Source organism: Nocardia panacis, assembly GCF_003598715.1.
Taxonomy (GTDB): Bacteria; Actinomycetota; Actinomycetes; order Mycobacteriales; family Mycobacteriaceae; genus Nocardia; species Nocardia panacis.
Map to the genome: position 1 here is coordinate 546,980 of NZ_QZFU01000019.1, position 15,621 is coordinate 562,600.

General features: G+C 65.2%; 12 protein-coding genes and 1 tRNA gene. 8 read left to right on the forward strand and 5 right to left on the reverse strand.

Features of this window, described 5'->3' with window-relative positions:
* The first annotated feature begins 13 nt into the window (after positions 1–13).
* Both D5S18_RS17320 and D5S18_RS17325 read left to right on the forward strand, forming a co-directional pair.
* Complete coding sequence (locus tag D5S18_RS17320; protein ID WP_120042006.1) at positions 14–523, forward strand: hypothetical protein; 510 nt, start codon at positions 14–16, stop codon at positions 521–523.
* A gap of 158 nt (positions 524–681) precedes the next feature.
* The gene (locus tag D5S18_RS17325) at positions 682–1,836 is read left to right on the forward strand and encodes a hypothetical protein (protein WP_203236776.1); all 1,155 of its coding nucleotides are present in this window, start codon (positions 682–684) and stop codon (positions 1,834–1,836) included.
* A gap of 224 nt (positions 1,837–2,060) precedes the next feature.
* Here D5S18_RS17325 and D5S18_RS17330 read toward each other — a convergent pair.
* A tRNA-Val gene (locus D5S18_RS17330) sits at positions 2,061–2,134 on the reverse strand.
* 205 nt (positions 2,135–2,339) lie between these two features.
* Positions 2,340–3,206 (reverse strand): alpha/beta fold hydrolase, encoded by an 867-nt coding sequence (locus D5S18_RS17335; RefSeq protein ID WP_120042008.1) that lies wholly within the window; start codon positions 3,204–3,206, stop codon positions 2,340–2,342.
* Between the two features lie 374 nt (positions 3,207–3,580).
* Here D5S18_RS17335 and D5S18_RS17340 point away from each other — a divergent pair, with 374 nt between their 5' ends.
* Positions 3,581–4,315, forward strand: a complete 735-nt coding sequence (locus tag D5S18_RS17340) for an alpha/beta hydrolase (protein WP_120042009.1) — start codon at positions 3,581–3,583, stop codon at positions 4,313–4,315.
* Between the two features lie 692 nt (positions 4,316–5,007).
* On the opposite strand, the gene D5S18_RS17345 is transcribed toward D5S18_RS17340, so the two are convergent.
* The gene (locus D5S18_RS17345; RefSeq protein WP_203236777.1) at positions 5,008–6,150 is read right to left on the reverse strand and encodes an AAA family ATPase; all 1,143 of its coding nucleotides are present in this window, start codon (positions 6,148–6,150) and stop codon (positions 5,008–5,010) included.
* Positions 6,151–6,633: 483 nt separating this feature from the next.
* Here D5S18_RS17345 and D5S18_RS17350 point away from each other — a divergent pair, with 483 nt between their 5' ends.
* Positions 6,634–6,927: an MTH1187 family thiamine-binding protein gene (locus D5S18_RS17350; RefSeq protein WP_120042010.1), complete on the forward strand. Its 294-nt coding sequence runs from the start codon at positions 6,634–6,636 to the stop codon at positions 6,925–6,927.
* A gap of 415 nt (positions 6,928–7,342) precedes the next feature.
* Here D5S18_RS17350 and D5S18_RS17360 read toward each other — a convergent pair whose 3' ends face one another.
* Positions 7,343–10,228 (reverse strand): helix-turn-helix transcriptional regulator, encoded by a 2,886-nt coding sequence (locus tag D5S18_RS17360; protein WP_158607892.1) that lies wholly within the window; start codon positions 10,226–10,228, stop codon positions 7,343–7,345.
* A gap of 198 nt (positions 10,229–10,426) precedes the next feature.
* Between D5S18_RS17360 and D5S18_RS34900 the strand changes: the two genes are divergently transcribed.
* The 4 genes from D5S18_RS34900 (at position 10,427) to D5S18_RS17375 (ending at position 14,408) form a co-directional block, all read left to right on the forward strand.
* The gene (locus D5S18_RS34900) at positions 10,427–10,951 is read left to right on the forward strand and encodes an LppU/SCO3897 family protein (RefSeq protein ID WP_158607893.1); all 525 of its coding nucleotides are present in this window, start codon (positions 10,427–10,429) and stop codon (positions 10,949–10,951) included.
* Positions 10,952–11,118: 167 nt separating this feature from the next.
* The gene (locus D5S18_RS17365; protein WP_120042012.1) at positions 11,119–11,769 is read left to right on the forward strand and encodes an endonuclease; all 651 of its coding nucleotides are present in this window, start codon (positions 11,119–11,121) and stop codon (positions 11,767–11,769) included.
* 107 nt (positions 11,770–11,876) lie between these two features.
* The gene (locus D5S18_RS17370; protein ID WP_120042013.1) at positions 11,877–13,310 is read left to right on the forward strand and encodes an ATP-binding protein; all 1,434 of its coding nucleotides are present in this window, start codon (positions 11,877–11,879) and stop codon (positions 13,308–13,310) included.
* A gap of 36 nt (positions 13,311–13,346) precedes the next feature.
* Complete coding sequence (locus D5S18_RS17375) at positions 13,347–14,408, forward strand: ADP-ribosylglycohydrolase family protein (RefSeq protein ID WP_239003818.1); 1,062 nt, start codon at positions 13,347–13,349, stop codon at positions 14,406–14,408.
* Positions 14,409–14,440: 32 nt separating this feature from the next.
* Here the strand turns inward: D5S18_RS17375 and D5S18_RS17380 are convergent, their stop codons facing one another.
* Complete coding sequence (locus D5S18_RS17380; RefSeq protein WP_120042222.1) at positions 14,441–15,604, reverse strand: MFS transporter; 1,164 nt, start codon at positions 15,602–15,604, stop codon at positions 14,441–14,443.
* Between the last annotated feature and the right edge of the window lie 17 nt (positions 15,605–15,621).

Below are 15,621 nucleotides of genomic sequence, written 5' to 3' on the forward strand. Positions count from 1 at the left end.
AGGAGGGAAGTCAGTGTCGTTTTTCAATATCTTCACCAGCGCCAAAACAGAAGCCAAGTCCGCTCAGGATTCCGCTCAGACGCTCAATCGACTGATTCCCGGTTATCGGCCGGAATCGGAAGGGGTCGACGAGGAACTCTACGACGGCCTGGTCAAGGATCCGGTACGTGACCCGAAGATTGTCAAAGAGCGGTCTCCGGAGGCGCTGACCATCGTGGGGAGCTTCCTCGACTCGCTGTTCGGGCAGAATCAGACGGTAGCCGAGAGCCAGCGTGCCACTTCCGAGAACCCGGCCTCGACATCCGGTATGGCGTCGTCGGTCCTAGGAGAGGTGTCGCATGGCACATCCTCACAGGGGATAACGGTGCCGTCGCAAATCAAGGATACCGATAAGCCTGCGATGCCTCCGCTGCCGAATGTCGCGCGACCGGCCAAACCGGATATCCCCGAAGCGGCCAGGCCCGCTATGCCCGATCAGCCGAAACCTTCTGCACCGGCAGGCGGAAAGCAGCCCAACCCGTAGGCTGTCCGGCTCGCCCGAACCGTTGTCATACAGGAGGTTTGATCGTGCCCAGTCAACACGAGGTTGGCCCAACATATAAGCCCTCCAGATTCGTACGACACCCGCTGACGAAGCGGAACCAGGAGGAACTCGAAATAGCAGGCAGGGTCGGAGAGATCTTGGCCTGGGACAAGAGGACATGGCGCGGCGGGAATAAAGTACTGACATTCGTCAACGCGCCGGCACAGAAGAAGAATGCCGATGGAACCGATCGACTCATCGCACCGACCGGATTCTCGATAAACAAGCGCCGATACGGCGACTACCCCGCATCCGAGCAGTCGGCACACGACCGCGGCTGGTACGCCTACCTCAATATGGGCGTCCCACTCATCGATGAACGGCACGATATCGTACAACCTCCGCCGGACGTGATCTCCGAACACGCATACATCGATCGCACCGACCCCGTTCTGAAGGAAATCAGAGACACTATTGAGTTCTCGATTTCCAACACGATAAGTTGGTCGCCGGAGGGGCAGGTACAGCTGACATTCGGTGCCAGGGGCGCTGCGGAACTGCAGGCTCAATTGCAGCAGAGTTTGGCGAACAGCATGGAAAATAGTCTGGCAACGAGTCAAGAGCAGAGCCAGGCGGCGAAGAGTTCGCGCACCCACAAGGATCACAATCACAAAGACGATGTCGGCACCGAAGATCAGCAGGTGAACGAGCAAACTACGACGAATACGACGAAGGCATCGAGTACTTCCACGGGAACGACTACGGCGACCACCACCGCCACCGGCACGGCTACCGGCACCGGAGAACTCTCGGCACAATTGATGCAGGGAATTACTGCCTCCGCAGGCGGTTCATTGACCGCCGGGTGGACGGCATCGCATCAGGTTGTCGTCACACCCAACGGATGCCGGGTTGTCGTCAGGGCAACCCAGCGACGTCAGATCCGCAGGTTCGACTACCAGATACCCATCGTATTCAATGGTTTCGTCGCCCTGTACTATCCCGAGCCCGTAGAATATACGAGAATACCCGAAATCGGTGGCTACGGAATTTTTCCGGCATGGACTCTCGGTGCGCGGATTCAGACGCAGAACCGCAATCCGAAAGAAGTCTATACCGGACCGAAATACGCCCAGGTGGTTGTCTTTCCCATAGACATTCTGGGGCTGGTCGCGGACGGTGATAATTTCACCCAAAAAGGGGTTGCCGAAGTCGTTTCGGTGCTTGCCGGAGAGCATGAAATATTCGAGGTCGAAGCACTCACACTGGCCAACCGAAAATCCACCGGCGCCGCGCCCTTCTACACGCTCTAGAGCGTCATCGAGCAATATGACCTGGTAGTCCGGGTGCCTGACTCGGAGCCGACGCCTCGATCGCCCGAAACGGCACCTTGGACGGCAGCCGCTACCGGCCATGAGCTGCCCGGCACCGTCCGAGGACGACTCGCCGCCAGCCGCGATCAATATTCCGGTCTCGCCCACGGCGCGCAAGACACAGCAGGCAGGCAGCGGGACGGTGCTGTCGAAGAGACTGGCGGTTCCCCCAGCGAGATTCGAACTCGCAACCACCGCATCGTGAGTACGGTGCCTCTGCCAATTGGGCTGCGGGGAGAAAGCAGGGGCCACCGCCGAATTTCTTCCGGGAGTGGCCCTTTCGGATTCGTGTGGTGACGAGACCTCAGGACCCGACGCGCGGGCGGCGGTCTGGAACCGGCAGTGCGGATGCGCAGCGGTAACAAGAGCCGAATGAGGTTCCCCGCCGGGCGGTTTCGGATATGGGCTCACGAAACCGCCTGCGGCACGTTCCTCGATCCGAGCTATCCGAGGAACCGCATCAGGAGGCCGGGATCCTGGACGAGGAACAGGTGACCGGCGTCGGGGATCACTTCTAGAGTCGCGTTCGGGATCCTGCCATGCGCCCGCCGTGCGACATCGATCGGGACGTTCCCGTCGGCGCTTCCGTGCAAGAACACGGTCGGCACCGTTATCGACTCGAGCGGCTCCGGAAGTTCACGGTAGTAGCGACGCAGGTCGGCGAGGGTGGCCGCCGTGCCCTGCGCCTTGGCCTCGCGGCCGTCGATTGCGGAATTCGCCTGCGTGACAGGACTGTTCATGATCGCCCGGTCCGCTGCGGGCCAGGCCGAGAGGGCGTTCTTTCGGGTGCGGGCGACACCGGTGCCCGCCAGCAGCGCGCTCGCGATCCCCGGAGTCCACCGCGCCGCCGCGTAGAGCAACGAGATCAGACGGATCCGGTGACGCAAGGTGTCTCGGGGTGTCCCCGGAACCATCGCGCAGGCCAGGATCAGCCGTTCGACGCGCGCGGGGAACCGTGCGGCCAGGGCCAGCGCGTAGCCGCCCCCGCCGGAGAAGCCGACGAGCGCGACCCTGTCGGCGCCCAGGTGGTCGAGGATGGCCAGTGCGTCGTCGTCCCAGTCGTGAAATCCCCTGTCCGGCTGCCCTTTTCCACCAAGAGGCGATGTCTGCCCATATCCGGGCCGATCGGGGAAGACCAACCGCACACCCGCGGCGACGGCGGACTCGTGCAGGGGTAGGCCCTGGTAGCGGCTGCCGGGCGTGCCGTGCGCGGCGAGGGCGATCCGGCCGTTCGGGTCGCCGTACTCGCACCAGGCGATGCGGCGGCCGGTGGCATCGGTGAGCACCCGGGTCTCGGGCAGCGTCGTCACGAGCGGACTCCCCCACCCTCGAACCTACGCGCCGCGCTCGCGGCCTTCGGTCGTTCCGGCATTGCGCTGTAACCCGATTCGACTACCATTTCCGGACTATAACGATACGCGTAACGTAATGACAAGACGCGCGCCGCTGACCCACCTTCCCTTCGGCGGCGGCACCGAACACGACGGTCATCGCATGCCATGTGAGCCACCGCGAAATCCGTTGACGACCGCGGCGGCCACTGCTACCTTTCCGGAAGCCGTGAAAGAAAACGAGGAGGTGGTACCCGTGAACGCAGTTTCGACGTGGGTGCTCCCCTCCGGGGTCACGGTCGGGCGATAGGTCGTCCGGGAGCGCCATCAAAGCACTCCCGAAAGGCACGACCGTGCAATTCACTTCCGAACAGCGCCTCGACGGCGATATCCGCGAGCGCGAATTCACCGTCGGCGAGATCCCCGGCATCCTTTGGACACCCGGATCCGCCACCACACCTGTCCCACTGATCCTGCTCGGCCAACCCGGCGGAATGGGACTGAGGAAGATGTACCCCCGACTTGCGGCGCGGGCGCGGCATACTGTGGCGGCGGGCTTCGCCGCGGCCACCATCGAACTTCCCGGCAGCGGTGACCGGCCGCGTTCCGCCGAAGCCGAACAGGCCCGCGCCGACCTGCACCGGGCGCTGCAGGCAGGCGAGCCGGTCGACGAGATCGTCGACCGGCTCGTCCTCCCGCTGGTCGAAAAGGCGGTCCCGGAATGGCGGACCACCCTGGACGCCCTGCTTACGCTGCCCGAGATCGGCGGCCAAGTCGGGTTCGCGGGCGGGATCATCGCCATCGGCATCCGACTGGCGGTGATCGAGCCCCGCATCTCAGCCGCCCTGCTATTCGCCGGAAGTTTCGTACCCGGCTCCATGTTCGACGAGGCCCGACAAATCACCATTCCGCTCCACGTTCTCCTGCAATGGGACGACGAAGGAAACGACCGACAAATGGCCCTGAACCTGTTCGACGCCTTCGGCTCCACGGAAAAGACGCTGCACGCCAATATGGGCGGACACACGGGTATCCCGGAGTTCGAGGGGGACGCCGGGAACCGGTTCTTCGCCCGACACTTGACGTAGGGCAGCGCCGCCTAGCGAGCGGTTAGAAGCTATCGGCCGGGACTCGTTCACCGACGAGTCCCGGCCCGCCGAAGTCGCCTTGCACGAACAGACTCCTTCACACGGCTTCGATGCGGGCTATCACCACGCGGCCGAGAAATCAGGTTGTGGCTATCCCCAGGCTGACCAACAGCCGCCACACGTCTGTTGACGGGTCGCGACTGAGTACCGGGCAATGTTCGGCATGGCCGGAACGCGCGGCCCAGTGCTGCCACGAGACCCGAACTGTCGATGTCGACCGTGGCACGGGCTCCCAATCGGCCTTGGCGGCATGGCAATCGCCGTGTTCGCAGCGGTTCACAAGGGCGCGCGCATGCTCGACGGCTCGTTGGTGGTTGTCGCGCAGTGCGATTCGACGATCCGGTGACCTGACATTCTTGTTGTTGCGCTTGTCGTAGTCGCGAAAGGCATCCGTTGCCTTCGAATTCCGCAGTCGCTCAACGATCGTGGCGCTGCTGCCGCGCTGTGCGCCCGTGAAATGCTGGAAATGCAGGAGTTCAGGTAATCCGGCTCGGTTTGCTCGCCCTCGCATGCGATAAAGATGACCCGCCCGCGGCGATCTCGACCCGGCCTGCGCTCCAGCGGGCGGGCATCATGTTGCGTGCCACGCCGCCGTGACGGAGAACCCTTGTGTCGCTTGCCACTTCGGGTGCTCACTGCGACCTCCTGGCGGCCAGTTGCCGGGATCGTTCGCGAGGGAGTTTGCCGGTCGCGAGGCGAGGGATTCCGCCGTAGCGTCCGCGTAGATAGCCGCGCTCCAGGTTTTCGTCAGGTCGGGGTTTGGCATCGATCAAGGGGTACAGTTCGGTTTCGCCCGATGGCTGCTTTGTGGTTATCCAGATCTGATCCCGGTCGAGGGGACGATCCAGGACCGGACTGCCCAGCAGCGTTGCGTCATGGGTTGTGAAGATCAACTGTGCGCCTTTGGGATTGGCGTCCCGGTCCTGGAAGATCCGCACGACCTCGGCTGCCAGTGTCGGGTGCAGACTGGAGTCGAGTTCGTCCACGAGCAGCACTGCCCCGGCGTCGAGCGCTTTCAGCAATGGCCCCAGGAATGCGAACCACGCGTGCGTTCCGAGCGACTCCTCACACAGGAAGTCGAGCGCCACGTCACTGTCGGCTGTCGCGCGGTGTCGCAGTCGAATGGTCTTTGTTTCACGGTCTATGTCGGCTCCGGTCACTCCGAGGTCCGCGATCGACAGCATACGGATGATGTCCTCGGCGAACTTCGGCGATTCCTTGGCATCGGTGAGAAGATGCTGGGTCGATCGCGCGCGAGAGGCAATGTCAGCGCCCGGAGTGACCAAACGGAGGTTATCGCTGAACCAACGGTGAATCGCGGAGAGTTGCGGGTCATTGAGTGTCGCGCCGACCGACAGGAACAGCGCGTTGGACCGGGTGAAGGCCACCAAATCCGCACTGCGCCCCCGAAATCCTGTTCCTCGGAAGACGAACTCATCCCCGCCTTCGTCGGCCCGCGCAGCGTCTCGATCGAACCAAACTTGCCGTTTCCCTTGGGGATACGCGTGCAGCCACTCCGCTTCGACGCGATCGTCCGACAGCTCGAAACCGTAGGTGTATCTGACGGATTCGGCACCGAGCAGTAGATCGGTCTCGAAGAGGGAGGTGTCTTCTCGACGTCGAGGGTCGAGTTTGAAAGGTTCCCGGGGAACAACACCTGGATCCTTCGCCCATTCGGTCACCGAATCCCGGACGGCGCTGCGCATGAAGCGCAACCCGCTGAGCAGGTTCGACTTGCCGGAGGCGTTCGCCCCGAACACACCCGCGACCGGCAACGCGGTCACGGGCCGCCCCTTGCTGCTCAACCCGGTCTTGCGGGCGGTGCCCTCGTTGAACTCCGTGCCGATCAATGACAGCTCGTGTTCCTCCCGGATCGACCGATGGTTGGCCAGTCGAAAGCGCAGTAGCACAACCATCCTCCTCCATGACTACGGGCACTTGCTCGTCAAAGCCCATCTCATGCGGAAAGTCTACATAAATAGGCCCTTGACATAGCAGACGACCACGGCATCGGTCGGCAGGCGTCCCAGGCGGCGTTCGATATCCGCGCGCCGACGACGATCCCGACGGCCTCGCGCGGACAACCCGAAACGCCGCACGGTGTGGACCACCAACGGACGCGCGAGCACCGGACAGCGAGCACTTGCGCCTAGGCTTGTCCGACCGGCCCGAAACCGCCGAACGGGCTTGACGGCGAATACGACATACCCTGTAGTGCTGGAGCCATTTTCGGGTCGAACCAATGAGGAGGAGCGGATATGCTCGCAGCATTTTCGATTACCCCGATAGGTGTCGGGGAGGATGTCGGGGAGCAGGTCGCGGCGGCGATTCGGGTGATTCGCGAGAGCGGGTTGCCCAATCGGACGGCGGCCAGTTTCACCGAGATCGAGGGTGAGTGGGATGAGGTGATGGGGGTGATCAAGGCGGCGACGGATGCGGTGCTCGCGGTTTCGGGGCGGTGCAGCATTGTCGTCAAGGCCGATATTCGGCCCGGTCATACCGACACCTTGAATTCCAAGGTCGCGACGGTCGAGCGGTACCTCGCGCGGTAGCGTCGACGGCACGGCAGATGTGCTGGGCCGCAGCGGATCCGCACACGGCGCAAGTCGGGTGCAAGGGTGGTGCAACCGGCGGGCGACAACCTGAGCGGCATGACATCTTCGGTGACCCGAGTCCGCGAATCCAGAGGTCCGCCGACGCGACCAGATCGGTTGTGGGCACCGTGACCTACATCGGCATCCCGTAGATGCCGCGGAACAGCTCCGGCGGCACGGCGTCGGGGCCGGGTGTGGGGACGGGGCTGATATCGAAGGCGTTGTAGATCTCGGTCATGGAGCAGCTTCGAGCCTGACGCGAGGTGAGGGTCAAGTGCGCCGAAATCACGTGATGCCGGGCGAGACCTGTCCGGCGGGCGCTCCCGTCCGCCTGTCCAAGCATCCGAACGTCACTGTCTGGGCCGCGAGTGAATCAGGCGCTGTCAAGTTCCGCCAGGCGGTGCGCGATGCCCGCGCGACCTTTCAGCCCGAGCTTGCGCAGGATTCGACCGAGGTGGTCCTCGACGGTGCGCGGGCTCAGATACAGCCGGCCTGCGATGTCCTTGTTGCTGAGTCCACCGGCGGCCAGTTCGGCGACCTCGCGTTCGCGTTCGCTCAAAGTGGTCGCGCCGCTGACGCTTCGATGTCCGGCCAGGCGGCGTTGCAGAGCGGTGGCGGCATTGATCAACTGATGCGCGCCCACCGCGGCGAATTCGGTGCGCGCGGCGGCGATCAGTGCCGTCGCGGTGGCGAAATCGCCGCGCTGCCCGGCTATCCGGGCGGCGGGCAACATTGCTCTGGCGCGGAAGACCGGCATCTCGGCCTGCGCGTAGGCCGAGATCGCCACTTCGATCGCGCGCTGCGCCCCTTCGAGATCACCTCGCGCACAGAGGTATTCGGCTCGCGCCCTGGCGGCTTCGGCCTGCGGCCACGGCAGGTTCAACTGGTCGGCGGCCTCGGTTGCCCATGTCACCATGGCGGCGGCCGCATCCAGGTCGCCCAACGTCACGGTGCGGAAAGCGATGACGGCGAATCCTACGACCTGCATGGGGTGCGCCGCATGGGGCATCGGGTCGAATTCCGGTGCCTGACCTGGAAATACGTTGCCGAAGCGGCTGGCGACTTCGGCCAATGCGGCATCGACCACGGCGCGCCACCACCCCATCGCCGGTCGCGGTAGGGCGTCGAGAGTGCGCCACCAGCCCATGACCTCCTCGGGCGGAGCGGTCTCCTCCAGAATGCGGAGTTTCATCGCGCCTGCGAGCGGGGCGACACCCGGATATCCGTACAGCACGGCCGTTTCCGCCGCGTCTTCGGCGGCGGCCATGGCCTGCTCGTAGTGGCCCAGCTTGGACAGGCAGTACGCGTGGACCGCGTGCAGTTCGGGCAGGATGAAGCTGTGGCCGCGACGGCGGCCGACGTCGATGGCTCGTTCGATATGGGCGCGGCCGGTGCGCTGATCGTCGAGGAAGTAGGACATCCAGCCCAGGGCCGCTATCGCGTGGATGCCGTCGAGCAGTTGAGTATCGGTGAGGCGCGCGAATTCTCGTTTCGCCGCGCGGTAGTCCGCTATCGCCGAGGCCAGTTCGAGCCGGTTCAGGTGGCCCATGCTGCGCAGGGTCAATGCGGCCGCACGGATCGCAGGGTCGCGGACCGCGCCGGATTCGAATAGTGATCCGATTCTCGCGCCTGCGGCGTCGTCATTGTTGTCTTGGAGTTCGAGGATGGCCAATTCCAGTTGCGCGGGACCGCTTTCGCCCGCGCCGAGGCGAGCGATATCCCCGGCCAGGAGATCTCGGGCACAGTCGATCCGTCCGAGGATTCGCTCGCATCGCGCGTAGAGCAGCACCGCCGCGCTGCGGGCGGCCGCGCCGTCGGTCGCTCGGACGCGATCGGCGACTTGGATCCGGTCCGCCACGGGGGCGCGTTCGGCCGCGCCGAGGCGATCGGCGACCTTGCGACCGTCTAGCGGATCAGCCACGTCGACGGGTTCAGCGACCTCATCGCGACCAGCAGGCTCGAGACGTTCAGCCGCATCAATGCGGTCGGCGGCATCGGATGATTCCGCACCTTCGGTCGGTGCCCGCGAACTCGAATCATCATTCGGCAGTAGCGGTTCCAGCACCTCGCGTGCCTTGTCCGCCGATCCGGACAGTAGTAGCGCCTGCCCGTGCAGTATCTGGGCGGTCTCGTCCCGATATGGCGTGGCACGCAGCGCGGCGTCGATCCAACGCGCGCTCGTCGCGGGCGCGGTGGCAAGCGCGTATTCGGCGGCCCGCAGCAGTTCGGCCGACGCGAGTAGGTCGCGACCGCCCAAAGCGTGCTCGAGATGGCGGGCGCGGGTGAGCAGCGGGGCGTCCGAGGCGCGCAGCATCCGTGCGGCGCGACCGTGGGCGGCGGCCCGCCAAGCCGGTCCGGCGAGGCGATAGGCGGCGGTGCGGATGAGGGGATGCCGGAAGGCCACCGTCCCGCCGGTGACGGTCATCCAGCCCCGTCGCGCCAGCTCGTCCACGGCCGGACTCAACTCCGTTGCCTCAACTTCTGCTGTGGCGCAAAGCAATTCGATATTGTCGGTAGCGCCGCACACCGCCGCCGCTTGCGCCACCAGCCGTTCGCGCGGCGGCAGATTCGCCAATTCGGCCCGGATCGTGCGATCCAGCGCGGCGTGGTCGGCCCGTCCCAAAGCCGGATCGTCGGCTCGAACCGCGGCATCCAGATCCTCGGGCGCGAGTTCGGCCAACAATTGCAGATACAGCGGATTCCCGTGGGCCGCCTCGATCAATCGCGCTCGCCGCGCGGGCGGGACGTCCGGCAGCAATGCGCTCGCCTCGGCGGCCGTCAATGGCGGCACCGCTATATAGGACACCTCGCGCAGCGCGGACCCGAATGCGGGCAGTTGCTCCTGTCGATACGCCAATACCGCACAGGCGGATTCGGGTAGTCGCGGCAGCAGCGCGGCCAGCACTCGCAGCGATTGCGCGTCCGCCCAGTGCACATCGTCGACGACCAGCGCGGTCGGCGTCGACCCGAGCGCGATCCGCAACCGCCGCACCGAGTCCCGAGTGTCGACACCCGGTTCGACTTCGAGCGCGCAGGCGATTTCGAGCAGCAGGTGACGCGGAGTGGACTGCTCGTATTCGGTGGCCGCGACCGAGATCGTCCGCAGACCGCGCGCCCGGCGCACGAATTCGGTGAGCAGCCGGGACTTTCCGATCCCGGCGGGACCCTCCACCAGGAAAACCCGCGACCCCGGCTCGCGGTATGCCGCGTCCAGGGTGGTGAGCTCGTGGGCTCGGCCGACGAACGGGTCGATGCGCACGCTCCTTCCCGTGAACGGCCCTCGGCCCAAGCCTAATGGGCGCTGTTGGCGATGCCGTTCGTAGGAGCGAGGGCGGAGTTGAGCCGAGCGAATCCCGTGGTTCCACGGATGCTCCCCGGCCTTCGACCAGGTTGGGTTGTCGGAGTCCAAGTGGTATGCGAGGTGGAGAGGTACGTGAATCCGAAGCGGATGACATCGATGCGAAAGGGTGCGACGCGGCTGCGACGCGCCCTCCCGATGGTGCTTGTGGCCCTGTCGATGGCCCTGACCGGCTGCTCGGCGGCGCAGGAGGCGGTGAACAATATCGGCAAGTCCGACACCGGACGCTCCAAGGTCGGCGACTGCATCAATGTCATCGAGGGGTCGATCGTGGATTCGAAGACCGAACCGGTGGACTGCGCCTCCCCCAAGGCCGTCTACAAGGTGGCGAAGGTCTATGGGGCCAAGACCGAATGCGCCGCCGACTACACCTCCTACGAGGAGACGATGAAGGGCATGACGCGCGCCTTCCTGTGTCTCGCGCCGAATTTCCAGCAGGGGTCCTGCTACAAGGACAATATGCTGACCGGCTACACGTTCGCCGAATGCACCCCGTCGAAGGCCAGTTTCCGGGTGGTCAGCCGGATCGATGGTCAATCGGATGAGAATCTGTGCGGTTCGGATGCGGACAGCGCGATCACCGTGCCCGATCCGAAGGTCACTTTCTGCACGCAAAAGCTCTAGAACCGATCCGCGGGGCGGCGGCAGCGCGTGGGGTGCGGCCGCCGGACCTCGCGCGGCCCGGTTTGGTGTCGCCGTGCGGCGGATATCCACTAGACGTGCGCGGATTCGGGGCGCTTCGCAAGCCGCACCTGTCAGCCGACAGGTAGCCCGAGGAAATCAGGTGCACCATGAGCGACGACCAGGCGATCGTGCGGGCACTGCTCGATCGGGCCGGCGCCGGCTATGCGGCCGAGGCCGGAATCACCCTGTCCGATAAACCTGCTCCGCTATTCCAGCTGTTGGTGCTCACACAACTGCTGAGCCACCGGATCGCGGCCGGGATCGCGGTGGCGGCCGCGCGCGAACTGTTTCGCTCCGGGTATCGCACGCCGGCGCGGGTGCGCGCCGCCGCCTGGCAGGATCTTGTCGACGCACTGGGACGCGGCCACTTTCGGCGCTATGACGAGTCCACGGCCACCGCCCTCGGGGCGAATGCCGCATACATACTCGACGCCTACCGTGGCGACCTGCGCAGGCTCGCGGGCAAGACCGGTCGGAACCCGAGCCGGCTGGCCGCCGAAGTGCAGCAGTTCCACGGCATCGGCCCGGTCGGTGCGGATATCTTTCTGCGCGAAGTCCAGGATGTCTGGACCTGGGTGCGCCCCCACTTCGACGAACGCGCCCTACGCGGCGCCGGCCGACTGCACCTCCCGACCGATCCGACCCGCCTGGCAGCCCTCAGCCCACCCGGTCACTGCGCGGACTTGGCCGCCGCTCTCGTCCGCGCCGACTTGAATCCCACCCTCTCCGACCAGGTCGTTTCATTGAGCACACCCTGATCTACGCGGGGACTTCCCCGCCAATCAGCCCCTAGGTAAACATCGGTACAATCTTACTAAGATTGTTTCTATGTAAGATCAAGCCGATGTTTACAGAAGGAGGGTCGATGGAGTTCAAAGGGCGCGCGACGGACCTCGACCTGCTGCGATCTCAGTTGGAGTTGATATCCACGAGAACCGGCGCGACACGGGGACGGGCCGTGATCATGACCGGGCGGCGGCGGGTGGGAAAGTCGCGCCTGGTCCAGGAGTTCTGTGATCGCGCCGAGGTTCCCTACGCGGTCTTCCAGGCGACTCGTGGACGCAATCCCACCGCTGAACGCGCAGATTTCCTTGCGACATTGGCACATTCACCGCTGCGGGAGGCGGAGCTCGTCGCAGGGATCTCGGTGACCGACTGGAATCAGGCATTGCGCACCGCCGCGGTGGCAGCCGCCGATGACACTCCCGGTGTCCTGGTCATCGATGAGGTGCCCTGGCTGGTCGAGCAGGATCCCGAGTTCGAAGGGGCGCTCCAGACGGTGTGGGATCGACACCTGTCGAACAAACCGGTGTTGTTGATCCTCGTCGGCAGTGATATCTCGACCATGGAGGCACTACAAACACATGGCCGCCCCTTCTTCGGGCGGGCGACGAAGATGACAGTCCGGCCGCTGCATTTGGCCGATGTCCAGGCTATGACGGATCTTCCGGCAGCCGAGGCGGTAGACGCGCTGCTGATCACCGGTGGATTCCCCGAGATAGTGCAGTCCTGGCAACCGGGCATGAGCCGCAAGGATTTTCTGCGGGCCGCCACCTCGAATCCGCTCTCGCCACTGCTGGTGGCGGGCGAATTGTCACTGCTCGGCGAGTTTCCCGAGAACTCGCGTTCGCGCGCCGTGCTGGAGGCGATCGGCAACGGTGAACGCACCTACAGCGCCATCGCCGCCGATGCGGGCGGTTCCGGCGCATTGGCGGCGGGAACCCTCGTCCCCTTGCTGAACACCTTGCAGGACAAGCGAATTGTGGCCGCGGATCTGCCGCTGTCGACCAAGTCCGACAGCAAGAACAAGCGCTACCGAATCGCCGATTCCTATCTCCGATTCTGGCTCGCCTTCCTGGAGCGCGGAATTCCGCTCATCGAACGCGGACGCGGCGATCTGGCCCTTAAGCGCATCGAACGCTCGTGGACGACGTGGCGCGGACGCGCGGTGGAACCGGTGATCCGGGAATCGCTGCTGCGTCTGCTGCCCGACGAACGCTGGCCCGACACCGAAGTCGTTGGCGGCTGGTGGAATCGACAGAACAACCCGGAACTGGACCTGATCGGCGCGGACCGCGAACCTGTCGCGGGGGCAGTGCATTTCGTGGGATCGATCAAATGGTTGGAGAATCGCTCCTTCGATCGACACGACTATGACGAACTGGCGCGGGGTGTACTCGCGGTTCCCGGAACGGGATTGGAGACAGGTTTGGTCGCGGTATCCCGTGCCGGGGTCGATCGAGAATTGCCGTTGGCGGCGCACTGGGGGCCTGAGGAGCTGGTGCGGGCCTGGCAGTGACCAATTTCGCTTCGAGCGGGTGGCATGATGCTGGGGGTGGATGAAGTCGCACGGTATCGGGACCGGGTTCGCGGGAGTTTGGTCGGGGGCGCGATCGGGGACGCGCTGGGGTACCCGATCGAATTCCTGGCTTTGGCGCAGATTCGGGAAGCGTATGGGACGGCGGGGATTTCCGGATATGTAGGGCGGGTGGCCGGGCAGATCACCGATGACACGCAGATGACCTTGTTCACGGCGGAGGGGTTGCTGCGCTGCCCGGTCGACGGGGATCCGATCCAGACGCTGCGGGCCGCCTATCTGCGGTGGCTCACTACCCAGCAGATGGAGTGGCCGAATCCGCGGCCGGACGGGTGGTTGGCGAGTCAGCCGTTCCTATATGCCAGTCGCGCACCGGGCAATGCGTGCATGTCCGGGTTGACTCGGCAGCAGCACGGATATGTGGCGCCGCGTTGGTTCGGGATGGAGGGGTCGGTCAATCCGACCTCGAAGGGGTGCGGGACGGTCATGCGGTCGGCCGCGTTCGGGCTGGTGCGGTCCGGACCGGCGTGGGCGTTCGAAACCGCCGGGCGGGCCGCGCAATTGACGCACGGCCATCCGACCGGCTACATCGCGGCGGGGGCGTTCGCGGCGATCATCGACCTGGTGGTCGCGGGGGCCGAAGTGTCCGAGGCGGTGGCGGTGACGATCGGGCAGCTCGCCGCGATGCCCAATGGCGGGGAGACCCTCGCGGCGTTGGAGCGGGCGGTGCGGGCGGCCGAGCACGAGCCGAGTCCGGAGCGGGTTGAATCGGTGGGGCTCGGGTGGGTGGCCGAGGAGTGTTTGGCGGTCGCGGTGTATTGCGGGCTGGTGGCCGCGCGGACCGCGGATGTGCGGCTCGCACTGCTGCTTTCGGTCAATCATTCGGGTGATTCGGATTCCACCGGCGCGGTGGCGGGCAATCTGCTCGGTGCACGGTACGGGGAGGCGGCGCTGCCCCCTGAACTGGCGGGGGTGATCGAAGGACGTGAGGTCATCGCGCAGGTCGCCGAGGATCTGGTGACAGTCGCGACAAGACCGGGACGGTCGGAGGACCTGCTGCGGCGGTATCCGGTCGGCTGAGTGCGGCGCGGGTTCCCGCGCCGCACTCACCGCTAGTTCGACACGAGATCGCGCTGTCGGGTCGCGCGGGCGACGCCGACTGTCGTGGTGAGTCCGATCAGAATCAGTCCGATCCACACGGCGCGATCCCATCCGGCCGTGCGCGCCACGTCGAAAACGGCTCCGGTGGCCAGGTTTCCGATCAGAATGCCGACACCTACCACTGTGTTGTAGAAGCCGTAGTGGGTGGCCACCAACCTGTTGCCCGAGAGAGAGACAACGGTGTCCATCTCGAAGGGGAATACCGCGGCCGTCCCGATCGCCAGTATCGCGGCCGAAATCAGCAGCACCGCAAGGGCAACCGGTAGTGGTCGACCATCGGGCAGCAGCGCGAGCGGCCCGAACGCCGCCGCCAGCACCCCGGTGCCGACCACGAGTCCGCGCTCTACGCCCCAGCGCGATCGGAACCAGGCGGTGATGCGCAATTGCCCGGCGATGGCGACGATTCCGGACACCACGAAGATCGCCGAGGTCGAGGCCCGCGCGTCGGTCACCCATTCGGCTTGCAGTGGCAAGGCCAGATACACCTGGAAGGACAGCACATACGACCCGATCATCGCCAACGCGAAGGCCATGAACCGACGATTGCCCGCCACGGTGCGCCAATCACGCAGCACCGAGGACCTTTCCGAAGTGCCGCCGCGCGCCGGCAGCGCGAACAGTTGGGCGATGGTCAGCGCGGCGAAGACAGTCGCGGCGACGGCGGCAGTGATGCGGAAATCCAATGTCATCAGGGCCAGTCCCGCCAGCGGACCTGCGAGTATGCCCGCTTGATAGAAGACATTGAAGATCGCGAATGCCTGGATCCGCTGCTCCCCCGATTCGGCGGCCAAGTACGCACGGACCGCCGGATTGAACAGCGCGCCCGCGAAACCCGTTGCCGCCGAGGCGATGAGCAGTGCAGGCAGCGAGGTCGCGAAGGCCAGCAGCGCGAATCCCGCCGTGCGCAACAGGCATCCGGCGACGATCAGCGGCTTGTAGCCGAGCCGGTCGGCGAGGGTTCCGCCGACCAGGAACATGCCCTGCTGGGAGAAGTTCCGCACGCCGAGCACCAGTCCCACCGCCCAACTCGCCAATCCCAGTGGTCCTGCCAGATATCCGGCCAAGTAGGGCATCAGCAGATAGAAGCCGAGGTTGATGCCGAACTGATTGATCATCAGCAGGCGGGCGGGTC

Bases quoted from the DNA above. Each gene is read 5' to 3' on its own strand.
- D5S18_RS17350 (WP_120042010.1), top strand. From the start codon at position 6,634: ATGCTCGCAGCATTTTCGATTACCCCGATAGGTGTCGGGGAGGATGTC.
- D5S18_RS34900 (WP_158607893.1), top strand. From the start codon at position 10,427: ATGCGAAAGGGTGCGACGCGGCTGCGACGCGCCCTCCCGATGGTGCTT.
- D5S18_RS17365 (WP_120042012.1), top strand. From the start codon at position 11,119: ATGAGCGACGACCAGGCGATCGTGCGGGCACTGCTCGATCGGGCCGGC.
- D5S18_RS17370 (WP_120042013.1), top strand. From the start codon at position 11,877: ATGGAGTTCAAAGGGCGCGCGACGGACCTCGACCTGCTGCGATCTCAG.
- D5S18_RS17380 (WP_120042222.1), bottom strand. From the start codon at position 15,604: ATGATCAATCAGTTCGGCATCAACCTCGGCTTCTATCTGCTGATGCCC.